The organism is Geminicoccus flavidas, assembly GCF_009806515.1.
Taxonomy (GTDB): Bacteria; Pseudomonadota; Alphaproteobacteria; order Geminicoccales; family Geminicoccaceae; genus Geminicoccus; species Geminicoccus flavidus.
The window spans coordinates 1-16,638 of the sequence record NZ_WUJP01000894.1 but is presented as its reverse complement, the minus strand read 5'-3'; the positions used below and the strand labels follow the sequence as shown (position 1 = coordinate 16,638).

Annotated in this window: 13 protein-coding genes and 4 pseudogenes; 6 read left to right on the top strand and 11 right to left on the bottom strand. The window is 66.4% G+C overall.

The genetic code is table 11. The features are described 5' to 3' along the window. From EQG76_RS25595 to EQG76_RS25580, 4 genes are all read right to left on the bottom strand, one after another. On the bottom strand, window positions 1-1,705 hold a 1,705-nt coding region (locus tag EQG76_RS25595), incomplete at its 3' end, for a xanthine dehydrogenase family protein molybdopterin-binding subunit (protein WP_200841119.1). Next, window positions 1,665-3,833: a xanthine dehydrogenase family protein molybdopterin-binding subunit gene (locus EQG76_RS25590; RefSeq protein WP_159717543.1), complete on the bottom strand. Its 2,169-nt coding sequence runs from the start codon at window positions 3,831-3,833 to the stop codon at window positions 1,665-1,667. The genes EQG76_RS25595 and EQG76_RS25590, both read right to left, overlap by 41 nt. Then, on the bottom strand, window positions 3,833-4,855 hold the full coding sequence (locus EQG76_RS25585; protein WP_159717541.1) for an FAD binding domain-containing protein: 1,023 nt from the start codon (window positions 4,853-4,855) through the stop codon (window positions 3,833-3,835). Before EQG76_RS25585 ends, EQG76_RS25590 begins: the two co-directional genes overlap by 1 nt. After that, entirely contained in the window at window positions 4,855-5,496 is a 642-nt protein-coding gene (locus tag EQG76_RS25580; RefSeq protein WP_159717539.1) for a (2Fe-2S)-binding protein, read from the bottom strand. The genes EQG76_RS25585 and EQG76_RS25580 overlap by 1 nt, the downstream gene beginning before the upstream one ends. A gap of 142 nt (window positions 5,497-5,638) precedes the next feature. Here EQG76_RS25580 and EQG76_RS25575 point away from each other — a divergent pair, with 142 nt between their 5' ends. Further along, window positions 5,639-6,226 carry a TetR/AcrR family transcriptional regulator gene (locus EQG76_RS25575; RefSeq protein WP_159717537.1) on the top strand — a complete coding sequence of 196 codons (588 nt, stop codon included), beginning with the start codon at window positions 5,639-5,641 and terminating at the stop codon, window positions 6,224-6,226. A 113-nt stretch (window positions 6,227-6,339) separates the two neighbouring features. Here EQG76_RS25575 and EQG76_RS25570 read toward each other — a convergent pair. The 4 genes and pseudogenes from EQG76_RS25570 to EQG76_RS25550 form a co-directional block, all read right to left on the bottom strand. After that, a pseudogene (locus EQG76_RS25570) lies at window positions 6,340-6,652 on the bottom strand (xanthine dehydrogenase family protein molybdopterin-binding subunit); the annotation flags it as partial. Between the two features lie 66 nt (window positions 6,653-6,718). Continuing rightward, window positions 6,719-7,485 (bottom strand): IS5 family transposase gene (locus EQG76_RS25565; protein ID WP_159717547.1). Its coding sequence is split into 2 segments (ribosomal slippage): window positions 6,719-7,173 and window positions 7,173-7,485, totalling 768 coding nucleotides; the frame shifts between segments, so codons are not numbered across the junction. 57 nt (window positions 7,486-7,542) lie between these two features. Continuing rightward, window positions 7,543-7,818 (bottom strand): annotated as a pseudogene (locus tag EQG76_RS32480) (phage terminase large subunit family protein); the annotation flags it as partial. 929 nt (window positions 7,819-8,747) lie between these two features. Further along, complete coding sequence (locus EQG76_RS25550; protein WP_456237665.1) at window positions 8,748-10,340, bottom strand: DNA methyltransferase; 1,593 nt, start codon at window positions 10,338-10,340, stop codon at window positions 8,748-8,750. 231 nt (window positions 10,341-10,571) lie between these two features. On the opposite strand from EQG76_RS25550, the gene EQG76_RS25545 reads away from it, so the two are divergent. From EQG76_RS25545 to EQG76_RS25525, 5 genes and pseudogenes are all read left to right on the top strand, one after another. Further along, window positions 10,572-10,856 (top strand): hypothetical protein, encoded by a 285-nt coding sequence (locus tag EQG76_RS25545; RefSeq protein ID WP_159717533.1) that lies wholly within the window; start codon window positions 10,572-10,574, stop codon window positions 10,854-10,856. 93 nt (window positions 10,857-10,949) lie between these two features. Further along, window positions 10,950-11,414, top strand: a pseudogene (locus EQG76_RS33695) (helix-turn-helix domain-containing protein); the annotation flags it as partial. Continuing rightward, a pseudogene (locus EQG76_RS33690) lies at window positions 11,415-11,987 on the top strand (IS5 family transposase); the annotation flags it as partial. A 24-nt stretch (window positions 11,988-12,011) separates the two neighbouring features. Beyond that, window positions 12,012-12,290 carry a hypothetical protein gene (locus EQG76_RS25530; RefSeq protein WP_159717531.1) on the top strand — a complete coding sequence of 93 codons (279 nt, stop codon included), beginning with the start codon at window positions 12,012-12,014 and terminating at the stop codon, window positions 12,288-12,290. 142 nt (window positions 12,291-12,432) lie between these two features. Continuing rightward, window positions 12,433-12,912: a RidA family protein gene (locus EQG76_RS25525; protein WP_159717529.1), complete on the top strand. Its 480-nt coding sequence runs from the start codon at window positions 12,433-12,435 to the stop codon at window positions 12,910-12,912. Window positions 12,913-12,996: 84 nt separating this feature from the next. On the opposite strand, the gene EQG76_RS25520 is transcribed toward EQG76_RS25525, so the two are convergent. The 3 genes from EQG76_RS25520 to EQG76_RS25510 all read right to left on the bottom strand — a co-directional run. Further along, on the bottom strand, window positions 12,997-14,607 hold the full coding sequence (locus EQG76_RS25520) for an MFS transporter (protein WP_159717545.1): 1,611 nt from the start codon (window positions 14,605-14,607) through the stop codon (window positions 12,997-12,999). Beyond that, window positions 14,607-15,053, bottom strand: coding sequence for a DoxX family protein (locus EQG76_RS25515; RefSeq protein WP_159717527.1), 447 nt, complete (start codon window positions 15,051-15,053; stop codon window positions 14,607-14,609). Before EQG76_RS25515 ends, EQG76_RS25520 begins: the two co-directional genes overlap by 1 nt. A gap of 29 nt (window positions 15,054-15,082) precedes the next feature. Then, a partial coding sequence (locus EQG76_RS25510; protein WP_159717525.1) for an amidohydrolase occupies window positions 15,083-16,638 on the bottom strand: 1,556 nt, incomplete at its 5' end.

Here is a 16,638-nt window from a genome sequence, read left to right as displayed (position 1 = left end):
GGCCGGGCGCGAGTTGCGTGATTTCCACTTCGAGATAGGGCCGCCTCACGGTCATGAGCTTGCGATGCGCATTTCCCGTGATCGATCGCCCGTCCAGCAATTCATCGAGGCGGTCCTGCATCTGCCGCGCTGCCTTCTCCGCGGCCGGGATCGCCCCGGCCGAACCCCAGGAACCGGCCGTCATGTGCTGCGGCGCGGCGCTGGTGTCGCCGATGACGATTTCGAGACGATGCGGATCGACATCGATGTGCCTGAGGACGGCTTGCATGATGGAGGTGCGGATACCCTGGCCCATCTCGTGGCCCGACAAGGCGATCCGTGCGGTGCCGTCCGCGCTCACCCGGAACGTCACGACCGAGGCCGTCATGCTGGACGGATAGGCGCCGCACGCCATGCCCCACCCGATCCGGGCTCCGTCCTCGCCGACCATGGACCCCGGAGCAGGCGAGCGCGCCGACCAGTCGAAGCGGCGAGCACCCTCGCGGATGCATTCGTTGAGGAAACGTGAGGAGAGCGGATTGCCGGTCAGCGGATCGATCGTCGTGTCATGTGCCAGCCGAAGCGCCACCGGGTCGCGGCCGAGGGCATGGGCCAACTCGTCCACCGCGCTTTCAAGAGCGAAGCACGAAGCCTGCGGGTGGGGCGCACGCATGTAGCCGGGATCCTGCCGGTCTATCCGCAGGTTCGCCGCGGAACCGAGATAGTTCGGGATGTCGTAGAGCCGGCTGGGAGCCTCATGATATTCGTTCGGAGGGAAGGAGCCGGCACGGGATTGCTCCTGTTCCGCGTCGTAACGGACGGCGACCATCCGACCGTCCTGATCGGCGGCCAGCCTGATCCGATGAAGGCTGCGCGGACGGTAAGTGGCGGTATGGAAGATCTGGCTGCGCGGCGTGACCAGCTTGACCGGCCGCCCGAGCAGCATGGCACCGCGCGCGACGATGGCGGACTGGCGGAGCGGAATACCCTTCTGACCGAACCCGCCGCCGATATGGGCGCTCTTGACCTCGACGATCGCCGGATCGATCTGAAGAGCGCCGGCGATTGCGTTTCTGGTCCCGGTGGTAAATTGCGACCCTTCGTATACGGTCAGCCGTCCGCCCTGCCAGACGGCCGTCGTCGAGAGCAATTCGATCGGATTGTGATGTTGGGTCGGAGACCGATAAGATTGGTCGATCAACGTGGCGGCACGCTCGACGGCAGGCATGGCGTTGCCGGCGACGGTATCCTCGACCGGTTCGCGCTCGGCACCTTCGCTGTCCATCAGCGCTGCGAATGGCCTTTCCCGATAGCGAGGACGGATCGCCTCGGCGCCCTGGATCGCCGCTTCGAGTGTCTCGGCGATGACGAGCGCCACCGGCTGCCCGCGATAGGCGATGTCCCAGGTCAGGGTCGGGGGCGGCGGCCAATCGCTCGCCTCCGCTGCCGCCGGGAAATCGACCGGGGTGAGAACCCGAACGACGCCCGGCACCGCCATGGCCTCTTCGACCGGGAGGGCCGTCATGGTGCCGAGCGCGATCCCGGCGGGAACGGTCATGGCGTGGAGCATGCCGGCCGCAGGAATGTCGGCGGCATAGATGGGCCTGCCGCGCACCTTCTCGAAGGCGTCGATCCTTGCACGTTCGCTGAATGGTATGGAAGGCATCGGATGTTCCTCCGGGGAGCTAAAGAAGATCCTCGATACGGATTGGAAGATGCCGGACACGAACGCCCGTCGCATGGTGAATGGCATTGGCAATTGCCGCCGAGCCGCCCGCCATAACCACCTCTCCAAGCCCCTTAAGTCCGCTTTCGTTGGCCATCGGGTCGGGTTTGTCGATCAGGCCAACTTCGATATCGGCGATGTCAGCGTTCACAGCGACGACGTAGTCGGCGAAGTCGCAGTTCAGGTAGCCACCGAAGCGGGGATCGATTTCCGTTTCCTCGCGCAAGGTGGCGCTGATCGCCCAGACAACACCGCCATAGATCTGACTACGTGCCGTGCGCGGACTGATCACGCGCCCGCAATCGGCGATGCTGACAACTCGCGGCACGCGGATGCGCCTGGTTCTCGGCTCGATGCGCACCTCGACGAAATGGGCGATGTAGCTCATGGCGGTGAAGCCCGGATATTCGGGCCCACCGACGGCATAGCCGCCCCTCCGCAGCGCGGACAGCGCCTCTTCGCGATCCTGGCCCGGGGCCGTCTGAGCGACCTCGACGTCGAGATAGGGACGCCGGACAGCGGCAAGCTGGCGATGAGCGTTCCCGGCTACGTTGCGGCCGTCGAGCAGTTCGATCAGGCGTGCCCGCATTCGCCTCGCCGCGGCCTCTGCCGCTGGCACCGCGCCTGCGGTTCCCCATGAGCCGACCGTGATATGCTGCGGCGCGCGGGATGTGTCGCCGATGGCGATCTCAAGACGTTCGGCATCGATGTCGATATGCTTGAGCACGGCTTGAGCAATCGCCGTTCGGATACCCTGACCCATCTCGTGCCCCGACAGGGCGATCCTCGCGCTGCCGTCGGCGCTCACGCGGAAGGACGCGATTGAGGGCACCATCATGGAGGGATAGGCGCCGGCCGCGACGCCCCATCCGATCTGCGTTCCATCGGCTGCTGTCATCGAGCGCGGCAGCGGGTTGCGTTGCTCCCAGCCGAACCTGCGGGCGCCTTCAGCAAGGCACTCATCGAGGAACCGGGACGAAAGCGGGTTTCCCGTCAGCGGATCGGTGGTTGCACCGTTTGCGAGGCGGAACTCGACCGGGTCCCTTCCGAGCGCGATCGCCATTTCGTCGATGGCACTCTCGAACGCGAACAGTGCCGGCTGCGGATGTGGGCAGCGCATGAAGCCCGGATTCTGGCGGTCGAGCCTTAGGTAGGTAGACGTGCCGAGATAGTTCGGTATCCCGTAGATGCGCGGCGGCGCGTCATGATAGCGATCGGGTGGCGGATCCATGCCAAGCCGGGACTGTTCCTGCTCCGCGTCGTGCCGGACAGCCACCATGCGCCCTTCCGCATCGGCACCCAGACGAATGCGGTGAACGCTCATCGGCCGGTAGGTCGCGACATGGAATATCTGGCTTCTCGGTGTGACGAGCTTCACCGGACGACCGAGGATCATCGCGGCACGTGCCACGATGGCCGTCTGGCATTGCGTCGGTCCGCGCTGTCCGAAGCCTCCGCCAACATAGGCGCTCTTCACCTCGATGATCGCCGGATCGATCCCAAGCGCTCTGGCAAGATCGTGCTGGACACCCGACGATCGCTGCGTCCCCTCATGCACCGTCAGCCGGCCCTCTGCCCAGACGGCCGTCGTCGAGAGGAGCTCCATCGTATTATGGTGCTGCGTGGGCGACGTGTAGGTCTGGTCGATGACGATGGCCGCGCGTGCAAGTTCGGCCATCGTGTTGCCCGCCGCAACGTCGTCGACCGCATCTCGCACGACGCCGTTGTCGGCATCAGCGAGAACGGAGAACGGCTGCTCTTCGAATTCGGGGCGGATGACTTCCGCCGCTTCGATCGCAGCCTCTAGCGTCTCCGCCACCACCAGCGCGACCGGCTGGCCACGAAAGGTGATGTCCCATATCAGCATCGGAGGAGGTGGAGCGTATCGTCCGGCCGGGGGCACGGGCGCTGGGCCGAAATCGTCCGGCGTGAATACACGGACCACGCCTTTGACCCTCATGGCGGACTCGATCGGCAAGGCGGTCATGCGACCCTTGGCGATGCGGGCGGGCACCGTTATCGCATGCAGCATCCCTGGCAGCGGCATATCCGCCCCGTAGATCGGCTTGCCCAGGACCTTCTCCAGTGCATCGACCCTTGCGCGATCGGCGAACGGCGCGCCCTGCATCACAAGGGCCTCCGCGCGGCGGCGATCATAATCGCGTCGGCGACGGTCCGGGCGCCGAGCTCGACCTTGAAGCCGTTCGACCGCCCGGGCACGGCGTCGGCAAAGGCGGCCCGGCCTGCCGCCATTGCCAGATCGTCGGTCAGATCGCTACCGATCAGCATGGCTTCCGCGGCGTCGGCGCGCCATGGCCGGGTTGCGACGCCGCCCAGTGCGATGCGGGCAGCGTTGACCCTGTCGCCGGACATCTCTAGGGCGACGGCTGCTGACGCGAGCGCGAAGGCGAAGGATTCCCTGTCCCGGATCTTGTGATAGGTCGATCTCGCCCCGGCCGCATTCTTGCCGATCACGATCCCGACGATGATCTCACTGGGCTCAAGGGTGAACTCGATATGCGGCGTCTCGCCTGGAAGGGGATAAAGCTCCGATATCGGAAGCATTCTCTCGCCCCCGGGACCGGCGACTTCGATCCGTGCATCCATCGCGACGAGCGCGACCGGCCAGTCGCCGGGCGAGACGGCAGTGCAGGCGTCGCTGACGCCGAGCACGGCCTGCCCTCGATCGAGGCCGCCAATCGCTGCGCATCCGCTGCCCGGAATGCGCTTGTTGCAAGGATAGTCGGCAGCGCCGCCGCTTGCTCCGCCATATCCGTTGCGGAAGTACATGCATCGCGTCCGCTGGAGCAGGTTTGCGCCCACCGTGGCCATGTTGCGCAGTTGCTGCGATGCCGCCTTCGAAAGGGCCTCGGACAGAACGGGATATTGCGACTGGACGATCGGATCCGTCGCAACGTCCGCCATTCTCGCGTTTGCCCCGAAGCGCAACGTGTCGCCAGACGTGTCGATCGTCTCCAGTCCTTCGATGAAGGTCACGTCGACGAGGCCGGTCGGCCTCTCGATATTGAGCTTCATCAGGTCGTAGAGGGTGGTTCCACCCGCTATGTAACGAGCGCCGTCACCCAGGCTTGCATGGGCTGCGATCGCTTCCCGGACGGTTGACGGCCTTATGTAACGGATCGGTTGCATCAGCCGCGCTCCATCCGCTCTGCCGCATCCTGTATGGCGGCGACGATCCCGACATAGGCACCGCAGCGGCAGATATTCCCGCTCATGTACTCGCGGATGCGCTCCGACGAGGTCGCGTTTCCTTCGTGAACGCAGGCGACCGCCGCCATGATCTGTCCGGGCGTGCAATAGCCGCATTGCAGTGCGTCGTGATCGATGAAGGCCTGCTGCATCGGATGCAGCCTGTCACCGTCGGACAGGCCCTCGATTGTCGTCACCTCGCGCCCTTCGACCTTGGCTGCCAAGGTCAGGCACGAGGCGACGCGGCGCCCGTCGACATGCACGGTGCATGCGCCGCATTGCCCGTGGTCGCACCCTTTCTTCGAGCCTGCCAGACCGAGATGCTCGCGGAGCATGTCCAGCAATGACGTGCGTGCATCTAGGTTGATCTCGAACGCTCCGCCGTTGATATTGGTCCGCACAGTAAGAGAATGCTCGGCCGACACGGGAAGCGCCAGAGGACTGACCGCGTCCTGTGCCTTTGCGGACCTGACGAATGGCGCAGTCGGCACCACCGATGCGCCTGCGAGCAGCGCACTGCGTCGCGAGAGGACGAGAAATCCCTCAGAATGTTGGCATTCCCGACTGTTTTCATCCGACATCGCGATCTCCTGATAGAACCTACCTAACGCAGGTTGACGGTCGACTTGCGTTAAACGACAACGGTCAACGCGCTATGGATACGACTGGTACCCATATAGATACTAGCCGTACTTATATGTCAACGCTAAGAAGGTTCGCTCCATGAGCCGCCCTGCGGTCAGCCGCCGTTCGATCGGCGCGCGCCCCAATCCCGAGACGTCGGACGCCATTCTCGACGCCGCTGCCGATCTTTTGAGGCGCAAGGGCCTTCGAGGACTGACGACCGACGCGATCGCGCGCGAGGCTCGGGCCAGCAAGACCACGCTGTACCGGTGGTGGCCCAACCGGGGCGCGCTGCTTCTGGCGCTGTACGTTCGGGCCAAGGGCGGCAGCACGCGAGAGGATACGGGTTCCCTGGTCGAGGACGTCGCGCGAACATACGCCCGCGTGTTCGGCGCTTGGCAGAACGAGGGCCGACTGTTCTCGCTCATCATCGCCGAGGCTCAACACGACGATGGCGTGGCAGAAGCCCTGACCGCCTTCAGGAAGGAGCGTGTTGCCGATTGGCTGCCGGTTCTGCGCCGGGCGGAAAAGCGCCGCGAACTGGCGGACGATGCCGATCTGGAAGTGCTGGCCGAATCAATCGTCGCGCACGCATGGTTCTATCTGCTCACGAAGCGCCTGGATGCAGATCCCTTCGTTCTGGCCGCGAACGTGTTACATCCATGGTTGCGAAAGCAAGACAGTTGAGCATCCGGCCGCGAACCTCTGCAAGCCGCCCGGCCGCCAAATGTGCCGATCGCCATGGACAATGTCGAGGTGACTGCCTCAAACTGGATGTTAGTCACCTTCAATCATCATCGCTAAAGCAGGTCCTCGATCCGAAACGGCATCGAGAGCAGGCGCTTTCCCGGTCGCATGGAAGATGGCGTTTGCGATCGCTGCCGCTGCACCCGCCATCACGACCTCACCAAGCCCTTTGCGGCCGGTGGAATTGGCCGGGTCGGACCTGTCGATGAAGCCAACCTCGATCTTGCCGATGTCTGCGTTCACGGCGACAACATACGCAGTGAGATCGCAGCTGAGATATCCGCCATAGCGGGGATCGATCTCGATTGCTTCGCGCAGTGCAGCGCTGAAGGCCCACACCACGCCGCCATGCACCTGGCAGCGAGGCCGTAGAGGCGGATCTACGGATCCTCGATAGTACGGTAGCGCGCAGCCCTAAGCCTCTAGGGCCCGTTAGTCCTTGAGCCAATCGAGGGAGGCAGCGAGGCAGAGGACGCCCATGAAGGAGCTGGCCTTCTTCTCATAGCAGGTAGCAACCGCTCGCCACTCTTTGAGCCTGGCCCAGAGGCACTCGACGCGATTGCTGTTGTGGTAGATCCAGGCGGGGCAGGCGACCGGTGCTTCGTGCCGCTGCAGCGGGATCACGGGCCGGGCACCAAGGTTCCAAATATGGTCGCGGAAGGCATGGCTGGTATAGCCGCGATCGGCCACTACCCAGCGTGGCACGCCCGGCAGCCGGGCAAGCAGGCCGACAGCTTGTCGCAGTTCGTGCGCCTGGTCGGGTGCCAGGCTGAAGGCGACGGCACGACCGCTGCCGTCGGCGATCACGCAGGCTTTCGTTCCATAGCCACCACGAGATCGACCAAGAGCCTCACCCGCAGGACGTCGGGTTCCATCGCCCCCTTTTTGGCCGCACCTGCCGCTTTCTGATGGGCGCGGATGCTGCTGCCGTCCAAGAAGGTCCTGCCCAACTGCACGCCATGCTGCTGCGCCATGGCCAGCAACCGTTCCCACACACCGAGCTTGCCCCACCGGATAAAGGTCTGCGCCGCCATCCACCAGGGGCCAAACTCGGCTGGCAGGCTGCGCCACTTGGCGCCGTTCTGGCAGCGCCAGATGATCGCCTCGATCGTACGCCGCAGGTCATGGTGCTGGGTCTTGTGTGGACGGCAGGCCTCGATCAGCGGCGCCAGCACCGCACACTGCCCATCCGTCAGCACCCCCGTCATCCGCCATCCCATCCGCTGCTCGATCTTCAAGGACTGGGCATGGAAGCGCACCACCTTGTCGCCCTCGGGCACGATCGCGATCGGATGGAGTTGGCCGCGCAGGTCCTGGAGCAAGGAAGTACCACTGCCCTTGTCCTCGATCAGGACGGCATCCGCCTGCCAGCGCTCCGCCTCGGTCAGGATCCGCCGGCGCAGGCTGGGGTAGTCCAGACGCACCCGGATCACCTCGAGCAGATGGTGGTCCTGGCCGTGGCGGAGCCAGACCGTGCCGACCGACCAGTCATGCAACTCCTCGGCCTTGGACGCGGTGTCCCAGCTGATCACCAGCTCATCGCCCGGCTGCTTCGCAGGCGGGGCCAGGTACGTCTTGAACCAGCTCCATTGGATCAGCCCGCCTTCTTCGGGCAGGGGCTCTTGTTGGTACTGCGCGGCAAAGGCCGCCGCCCCCAGCTGGCGCCGGGTCCGCTCCAGGCTAGCCAGCCCCTCGCGCTCCGGATGCAGGGGCTCGCCTGGCTGGCGTTCCACGACCGTGCCATCCAGGAGTTGATGCTGCTCGTGCCCGTCCGCGATCGCCGGCAGACGCAGCACCGTCCATCCCTGCGGGTCCTCCTGCAGCAGATGACCCACCAGGTCATCGACATGCAGGCGCTGGGTGACGATGACGATCGCATCGTCTTGCTTGTTGTCGAGCCGGGAGAAGGCGGTGGTGCGGAACCACTTGTTGGCCGCCGACCGCTTGGCTTCGGAATAAGCATCCTGGGCTTTGAGCGGATCGTCGATGATCAACAGGTTGCCGCCTCGGCCGGTGAGCGTACCGCCGACCGAGGTGGTCAGGCGAAAGCCGCGCTTGGTCGTCGTCAGCTCCGCCTCGCTGCACTTGGTCGGGTCCAGGCGGGTGTGCGGGAACACCCGCCGGTACCAGGCACTCTCCAAGACTGCCCTGCAGTCGCGGGCGTGCTTGGTGGCCAGCTCCTGGGCGTAGCTGACGCAAAGGAGCTGGCGGCTCGGATCATGCCCCAGCACCCAGGCCGGAAAGGCCACCGAGGCGCAGAGCGACTTCAGGTAGCGCGGCGGCAGGCAGATGATCAGCCGCTTGATTGTACCCAGACGCACCTGTTCCAACCGGTCCGCGAGCAGCTCGACATACCAGGCGGGCAGGTAGGTCTCGCCCGGCAGCACGGTCTGAAACACGCGGTGCAGGAAGGCGAGCAGATCCCGACGCAGGATCTGGTCGAGCAAGGCAGGTGAGGGGATCACGACGCCTCCCCCGGGTTGACCTTGCCGCGGAGCAGGCGCCGCTCCAGCTGGGCCAGGACCTCACGCTCGTCGGCGGAGAGTTCGACCTCGACCGGAGCGGGGCCTTGCTTGGCCTCCTGCTGCTGCAACATCGCCATGAGCAGCTGGATGGCGCGCACCTCGCCCTTGAGCGCCTTGGCGACCAGCGACTTGACCATCGCCTGCTTCTTGGACACGCGCAGGGCCTTATTCCCCTCGCGCACTAGGATCTTCTCCGCCAGCTCCTGCTGGAGCAGGGTGTCGAGGTTCAAGCTGCTCTTCGGCCGGCCGCGCGGGTTGCCGGACTGGCCCGGTCGGAAGCGGGTGTGCACCGGCGGCTTGCCGTAGCCGACCTCATAGTCCCGCGGCATCGCGCACCTCCGCCGCCCGCTTCTGCGCCAGCTGATCGAAGCTCTGGCCGCTCGGCTCATGGATGGCCAACCGGCCGGTCTGCTCCTGCCAGCGCCGGATCGAGAGATCGACGTAACGGGGCTCGATCTCCAACCAAAGGCATGCCGGCCGGTGTTCTCCGCCGCCAGCAGCGTGGTGCCGCTGCCGAGGAACGGGTCCAGCACGATGCCGCGGCGCGGCGAGGCGTCCAGGAGCGCGTCCGCCACCAGCTTCACCGGCTTGACGGTGGGGTGCAGGCGGACCTCGTCGGGCCGCCCGCCACCCAACATGGAGGGTGCCGCATAGCTCCAGACATTGGAGCGGTTGCGGCCATGACGGCCGAGCTCGACGTTGTTGATGGGCTTGCCGCCACCCTTGCGGAACAACGGGATCAGCTCGTGCTGGGAGCGGTAGAACGAGCCCATGCCCGGCGCGGTCTTCGCCCAGACGATCAGGTTGACGAGAGCGAGCCCTGCCTGCTGGGAAGCCTGCAGAAGCTGCTGGAGATGGCGCCAGTCCATGCAGCTGTAGAGGAGCGCCCCATCGAAGCAGCGCTCCGCCAGCAAGCGCAGGATGCTCTCCAGGAAGCGGGTGAACTCAGCCTCGCTCATCTCGCCGGACGCCATGGCGAACTCGGCATGGTGGTTGCGGCCGGCGCCCGTGCAAAAGCCGTCGATCGGCACGTTGTAGGGCGGGTCGGTGAACACCATCTGGGCCTGCCGGCCCGCCATCAGGCGGTCCAGGTCAGCCGGCGTGGTGACATCGCCGCACAACAAGCGATGGTGGCCCAAGAGCCAGAGGTCGCCCGTCTGGCTCACCACCGGGCTGGTCATCATCGGCAAGGGCGGTTCCGGCGGAGCGGCATCCGCCTCGAACAACAGGTCGATCTCCGGGGTCGAGAAGCCAGTGAGCGTCAGATCATAGTCGATCTGCAGCTCCTGGATGTAGCGCAGCTCCTTGACCAGCAGCTTCTGGTCCCAGCCGGCGTTCAGGGCCAGCTTGTTGTCGGCCAAGGCATAGGCCCGCTTGTCGGCCTCGCTCATCTTCGCGAGCTGGATGGTCGGCACGCGGTCCATGCCCAGCTGGGTCGCCGCCTTGACCCGGCCGTGCCCTGCCAGAATCCGTCCGGCCTCGTCCACCAGCACCGGGTTGGTGAAGCCAAAGGTCTGGATGCTCAACATGATCTGGCGGATCTGCTCCGGGCTGTGATTGCGCGCATGGCCGGGTGCTGGGCGCAATTCGTTCGGTGAGCGATACTCCAGCTGAAGATCGAAAAGGGGAGCTCAGACATGATAGGCACCTCAAGAAGGGCGCCCGCTGCCACCACGACATCAAGCGCCCCATCGACGCGCTTGCAGCATCGAGGGCATGGCATGAAAAGAGGGCAACTATGTCAGTGCATCGAGGAGCCGATGACCGACCGCGTGATCTACGGCATGGCACGCATCGCCGAGCATCTCGAGATCTCGTCCTCGACCGCTTGGCGTTACCAGAAGAAAGGCTTGCTGGACTTCATCGAAGTGGGCTCAATGTCCAACCATGGCGGAGGTCTAGGCCGAGCCGCTTGGCGCTGGGCGAGTTCCCTCGACGCCGTCAAGCCGATGGTGCAAGCTAGGATTCAAGACGCACCAAGTCGAGCGGCCGAAGCGCGGTGGGCAACCTTCACCCAGGTGCGCTCAGGATCTTCATTCGGCTGAAGATTTGCAGAGAAAATTTGACCTCATTGTCACTAAATGTTTGATCTCACAGTGTGGTGGTACAGTTGACCACCAAACGGCGAGGGATGCGCTATGGGTCAGCTTCTCCACGGCAGCGCCCGTACGACGGAGGCGGTCCGTCGTGCGATCCAGCTGCACCAAGAGAGCATAAGAGCGCTGGCCAAGCGCTATGGCGTCAGCCCGACCACGATCCAGAAGTGGCGCAAGCGGCAGACCACAGCCGGCGCCCGCATGGGGCCGAAGGAGGTCCGCTCGACGGTTTTGACGCCTGAGAAGGAAGCGATCATCGTCGTGTTCCGCCGACACACCCTGCTGCCGCTCGACGATTGCCTCTACGCCCTGCAGCCCACCATCCCGCACCTGACCCGGTCGTCCTTGCCCCGCTGCCTGACACGGCATGGGATCAGCCGGTTGCCCAAGATCAACGGCGACTAGCCTAAGAAGAAGCGCTTTGCCAGCTACCCGATCGGCTACTTCCACATCGACATTGCCGAGGTCAGTACGGAAGAAGGCAAGCTGCGCCTGTTCGTGGCCATCGTATGGGCGCGGTTGCACCGCGTCCTGCTCGACCGGCTGGGCAAGGCCATGCCATCGACTAGAGTCGAGCTGCAGTCGACAGTGCATCGTTTGCAGCGAAAAGGGGGGCGAGGCGACGGGACCGAACCCGACGGACCGCGGCAGGCTCGGCAGCAAGCGGCACCTCCTCGTCGGACGGCAACGGGATTCCACTCGCTCTCCTCCTCACGGCGGCGAACCGACACGACAACAAGTTCCTCGAGCCGCTGATCGAGGTGGTGCCGCCGGTCCGGCAGTGCATCGGCAGACCGAGGAAATAGCCGGCCAAGCTGCACGCCGACAAGGGTTACGATTTCGACTTCTGCCGCAAAGCCCTGAGCAAACGGGGCATCATGCCCAGGATCAAGGCACGGGATCGAGAGCAGCGAGAAGCTTGGCCGGCACCGGTGGGTGATCGAGCGCACTTTGGCCTGGTTCAGCCGCTTCCGTAGGCTCGTCATCCGCTATGAACGCCGTCTCGATATCCTTCAGGCATTCCACCTGCTCGCTGCCAGCCTGATCTGCTTCAAGTTCGTGACAAGGTGGTTTTGTTAAGCCCTCTTAAGCGGCGGGCGGCTGTTGCTGGGCACCCTGATCGGCATCGCGAGCTTTGCCATCGGCGTCTACATCGTGGGCCGCAAGTCGCCCGGGCGGACGATCCTCGAGCCCGGCATCTCCGCGGCCATCGCCGTGCTGATCGGCCTGCTGCTGAGCGGCACCTTCACCCTGGGCAACCTGCTGACCGCGGGCTGCTGCCGTTCCTGGCCGGCCTGCTGGGCGGCTATCTGGGCGAGCGGCAGCAGACGCGGCATGTTGTGGCCCATCGGTAGGCCCGGGCCCTGTCCAGCCGATCAGTAGGCTTGGGCCTGTTCTCCGGCTTCTCCTTGTCGACTCAAGTCATGGTTTCTACCTGGAAGGTCAGCTCGCTGCAGACCAAAGTATCATTGCACCTATCCGAGCCTGTGCGTTACCGCGGATCGTCAGGCAAGGGGAGATGCAGATGACCAAGGCAGCGGGACTTCTGGACAAGCAGCTGGCCTATCACGGCGTTCCCTGGGAGGAGGCGTTCGGCTACACGCAGGCGGTCCGGGTCGGCCAGACGATCCATGTATCCGGCCAGCTCAGCCATGACGAGACGGGCCAACTCGTCGGCGCCGCGCCGCTCGATGCGACGGGCAGGATCCTGGACGCATCGAACATGGAGCTCCAGATGCGCACGAGCTACGCGAACGCGGTGAAGCTACTCGCGGAGTTCGGCGCCACGCTCGATCACGTCGTCGAGGAAACCATATTCGTGACAGACATGGACGCCGCGTTCGCGGTTGCCGGCGCAGTACGCAAGGCAGCCTACGGCACGGACCGCCCAGCCTGCGCGAGCACAATCGTGGAGACCCCGCGCCTGGCCCTTCGCGGGCAGCTCGTCGAGGTCGGTTTCACCGTGATCCTGCCGGCCGGGGCACCGGGCCGACCGGCTTCGTGATGCATGCGTCCGGCGCGGGTCCTCGCCGAAGGGTACCGCGCCACGACCACCGCCGCCCGGCGCACCGCTCCCGCTCGATCGGCCTCATGACCGGCTGTGCAGCCCGAGCAGATGGGTGACGACCGGGGGATGCGGCCCGGCATGGAACTGCGCCACCTCGGCCTGGATGTCGGCGTCGGCCCGCGAGACCCGCGCGTGCTGGCGCAGATGCTCGGCCCAGGATTCCACCATGAACCACTCGACGATGCGCTCCGGCTCGGCGGCATCCTCGCTGAGACCCCAGGCAAAGGCGCCGCCGCGACGCCGCTCGGGTGCCAGCCGGCTCATGGCGGCCAGGAAGCCGGCACGGTTCTCGGGGGCGATGCGGTACTCGATCGTGATCGTGACGGGACCGCGATCATGCTCGACCGGCCAGGCGATGGCCGGCTCGGGCCAGTGCGACGAAGGCGTGAGGTCGGCCTCGCCCATCGGCAGCTTCAGGCGCCGGACGGCGAAGGCGACGACGACCAGTGCCGCGGCCGCCGCCACCAGGGTGCCATGGAGGCCGATTGCTTCCGCCACGAGGCCCCAGAGCAGGCTGCCGGCGGCCGAGGCCCCGCTGAACACCGTCAGGTAGATCGCCAGCCCGCGGCCGCGCACCCAGTTCGGCAGGATGGCCTGGATCGTGCCGTTCAGCGTGGTCAGCGCCGCGATCCAGGCAGCCCCCAGAACCAGGAGCAGCAGGACGGCCAGCCATTGCGGCGGTGCCGCCGCCAGTGCCCCGGTGACCGCCGCGGTGATGAGCGTAGCGCCCAGCATGACCCCATCCGGACCGGTGCGCGCCCGGATCCGCGGCAGCACCGCGGCACCGATGATCGCCCCGGCGCCGACCGCACCCAGCAGCAGGCCGTAGAAGCCAGCACCGCCACCGAGCAGCTGGCGCGCCACCAGCGGCAGGAGCGCCCAGATCGCGCTGGCGCAGATGAAGAACAGGACGGACCGCAGCAGCACCCGGTGCAGTTCGCGGCTGGCGCGGGCATAGCGCAGCCCGGCCCGGAAGGCGCCGCCGAAGTGCTCGCGCAGCGCGTCGTCGGCCCCGGCCGGGCGGCGCCACCAGAGCAGGGCGGCGATGACGACGACATAGCTCAGCAGATCCGCGCCATAGGTCGCGGCCGCCCCGAACGCGACCAGCAGCACACCGCCGAGTGCCGGGCCGATCGAGCGGGCGATGTTGAAGCCCAGCGAGTTGAGCGCCACCGCGTCGCGCAGCTCCGGTTTCGGCACGAGTTCGGGCACGATCGCCTGCCAGGTCGGCCCCATCAGCGCAGCGCCGATCCCGCCCAGGAAGGTCAGCCCGACCAGGATCTCGACGGTCAGCCGGTTGGCGAGCGCCAGCGAGAGCAGGACGGCGCTGATCAGGCCGAGCATGGCCTGGACACTGATCAGGAGCCTGCGGCGATCGACGATGTCGGAGAGCACGCCCGCCGGTATCGCCAGCAGGAAGACCGGCAAGGTGCCGGCGACCTGGATCATCGCCACGGCCGCGGGCGAGCCGGACAGGTCGGTCACCAGCCAGGCGCTGGCGACGTCGCGCATGAAGGTGCCGACATTGCCGAGGATCGTCGCCGCCCACAGCACGGCGAAGACCGGCTGCCGCAACGGCGCGAATGCCGACGATGGCAGGGTCTTCCGGCCGGTGTCCGGCGCGCCCGCCATCATGGGCCCGCACCGCGGCTGGAACGGCTGGACAGGATGGCCAGCAGGGCCAGGCCGCCGATGATCGAGACATGCTCGAAGAAGATGTTCTGGTGCAGGAAGCGCTCGGCCGCCGGCTTCAGCCAGAAGGCATGGGCGAACAGCGTCGCCAGCGCCGTGAATCCCGCGAGCCCGGCCGCACCGACCCAGGCGTGGCGCCCCCCGGCGATCAGCAGGGCCGAGCCGCCGAGCTGGGTCACGATGACCAGCAGGGCGAAGAGTGCTGCCGGCTCGAGCCCGGTCAGGCCACGAATCTCGGCCGTGGCACCGCCGAAATCCGTCAGCTTGGCGATGCCGCTGAGCAGGAAGGGCAGTGCCACCGCGACCCTGGCGACGAGGGCCAGCCAGGACTGGCCGAGCAGGTTCTGGACGGCCGGCCGGGTGGCGGCGGTTGGCGAGCCTGGCATGACGCGCATCCCGGGTTGATCGTCCATGCTCAGACGGCCCAGCAGGAACAGCCGAGCACGCCCCAGAAGGCGGCCTCGTCGCGCGCGGGTGTGGCGGCGGCGAGCGCCCTGGCGTGGGCGTGGCCATGGACGCCGCAGGCATGAGTGCAGCCGCAGGCGGCGGCGAAGGCATGGTCGCGGTCGACCAGTTCTGCGCGCCTCTGGTAGCCGCCGAAGCGCCTGACCGGGGACCAGTCCGGCATTGCCGGCGGCAGCGGCGGGGCCAGCCCCTCATACGCGCCGCTGCCGTGCACCGGCTTGCCACCCAGCAGGGTCAGCACGCTCTCGATGTCCTGGATCTCGTCCTCCGGTACCGACATGTAGTCGCGGTCGAGAACCACCAGGTCGGCGAGCTGCCCCGGCCTGATCTGGCCCTTCTTGCCCTCCTCGGTCGAGAACCAGGTATTGGCTTCCGTCCAGAGCCGGAGCGCGCTCTCGCGGTCGAGCAGGTTGCGCTCCGGGTAGAGCTGCAGGCCGCCCAGCGTCCTGCCGGTGACGAGCCAGGCGAGCGAGACCCAGGGGTTGTAGCTGGCGACCCTCGTGGCGTCCGTGCCCGCACCGACCGGCACGCCCGCCTCCAGCATGCGCGCGATGGGCGGTGTCCGCGCGGCCGCCTCGGCACCGTAGCGCGCGACGAAATCCTCGCCCTGGAACATCATCCGGTGCTGCACGGCGATGCCGCCGCCCAGCGCCGCGATGCGGTCGATGTTGCGGTCGCTGATCGTCTCGCAATGGTCGAAGAACCAGTGCAGGCCGTTCAGGGGCACGTCACGGTCCACCCTCTCGAACACGTCGAGTGCGCGGGTGACCGTCTCGTCATAGGTGGCATGGAGGCGCCACGGCCAGCGGTTCTGGGCGAGCAGCCGCACCACCGGCTCGAGATCGCCCTCCATCGAGGGGGGCATCTCCGGGCGCTCGGCCCGGAAGTCCTCGAAATCGGCCGCGCTGTAGACCAGCATCTCGCCGGCACCGTTGTGGCGGTAGAGATCGTCGCCCTGGCCGGGCTTCACCTGCTGCGCCCAGCCCGCGAAATCCGCCAGCTCCTCCTGCGGCTTCTGGGTGAAGAGGTTGTAGGCGATGCGCAGGGTCAGCTCGCCATCCGCATGGAGCTGCTCGATGACGGCGTAGTCGTCCGGGTAGTTCTGGAACCCCCCGCCGGCATCGATCACCGTGGTGACGCCCAGCCGGTTCATCTCGCGCATGAAATGCCGCGTCGAGTTGAGCTGGTACTCCGGGGGCAGCTTCGGCCCCTTGGCCAGTGTCGCATAGAGGATGGTGGCGTTGGGCCTGGCCAGGAGCAGCCCGGTGGGGTTGCCCGCGGCATCGCGCTGGATCTCGCCGCCCGGCGGGTCGGGCGTGTCCTTGTCATAGCCGACCACCCGCAGGGCCGCGCCGTTCAGCAAAGCGCGGTCGTAGAGGTGCAGGATGAAGACCGGCGTGTCCGGTGCTGCGGCATTGATCTCGTCCAGCGTCGGCAGGCGCTTTTCGGCGAACTGATGCTCGGTGAAGCCGCCGACGACGCGCACCCATTGCGGTGGTGGCGTCA

Excerpts from the sequence above, each read along its gene's own strand:
- EQG76_RS25590 (WP_159717543.1), bottom strand. The coding sequence starts at position 3,833 with ATGCAGGGCGCGCCGTTCGCCGATCGCGCAAGGGTCGATGCACTGGAG.
- EQG76_RS25585 (WP_159717541.1), bottom strand. The coding sequence starts at position 4,855 with ATGCAACCGATCCGTTACATAAGGCCGTCAACCGTCCGGGAAGCGATC.
- EQG76_RS25580 (WP_159717539.1), bottom strand. The coding sequence starts at position 5,496 with ATGTCGGATGAAAACAGTCGGGAATGCCAACATTCTGAGGGATTTCTC.
- EQG76_RS25575 (WP_159717537.1), top strand. The coding sequence starts at position 5,639 with ATGAGCCGCCCTGCGGTCAGCCGCCGTTCGATCGGCGCGCGCCCCAAT.
- EQG76_RS25550 (WP_456237665.1), bottom strand. The coding sequence starts at position 10,340 with ATGTTGAGCATCCAGACCTTTGGCTTCACCAACCCGGTGCTGGTGGAC.
- EQG76_RS25545 (WP_159717533.1), top strand. The coding sequence starts at position 10,572 with ATGACCGACCGCGTGATCTACGGCATGGCACGCATCGCCGAGCATCTC.
- EQG76_RS25525 (WP_159717529.1), top strand. The coding sequence starts at position 12,433 with ATGACCAAGGCAGCGGGACTTCTGGACAAGCAGCTGGCCTATCACGGC.
- EQG76_RS25520 (WP_159717545.1), bottom strand. The coding sequence starts at position 14,607 with ATGGCGGGCGCGCCGGACACCGGCCGGAAGACCCTGCCATCGTCGGCA.
- EQG76_RS25515 (WP_159717527.1), bottom strand. The coding sequence starts at position 15,053 with ATGCCAGGCTCGCCAACCGCCGCCACCCGGCCGGCCGTCCAGAACCTG.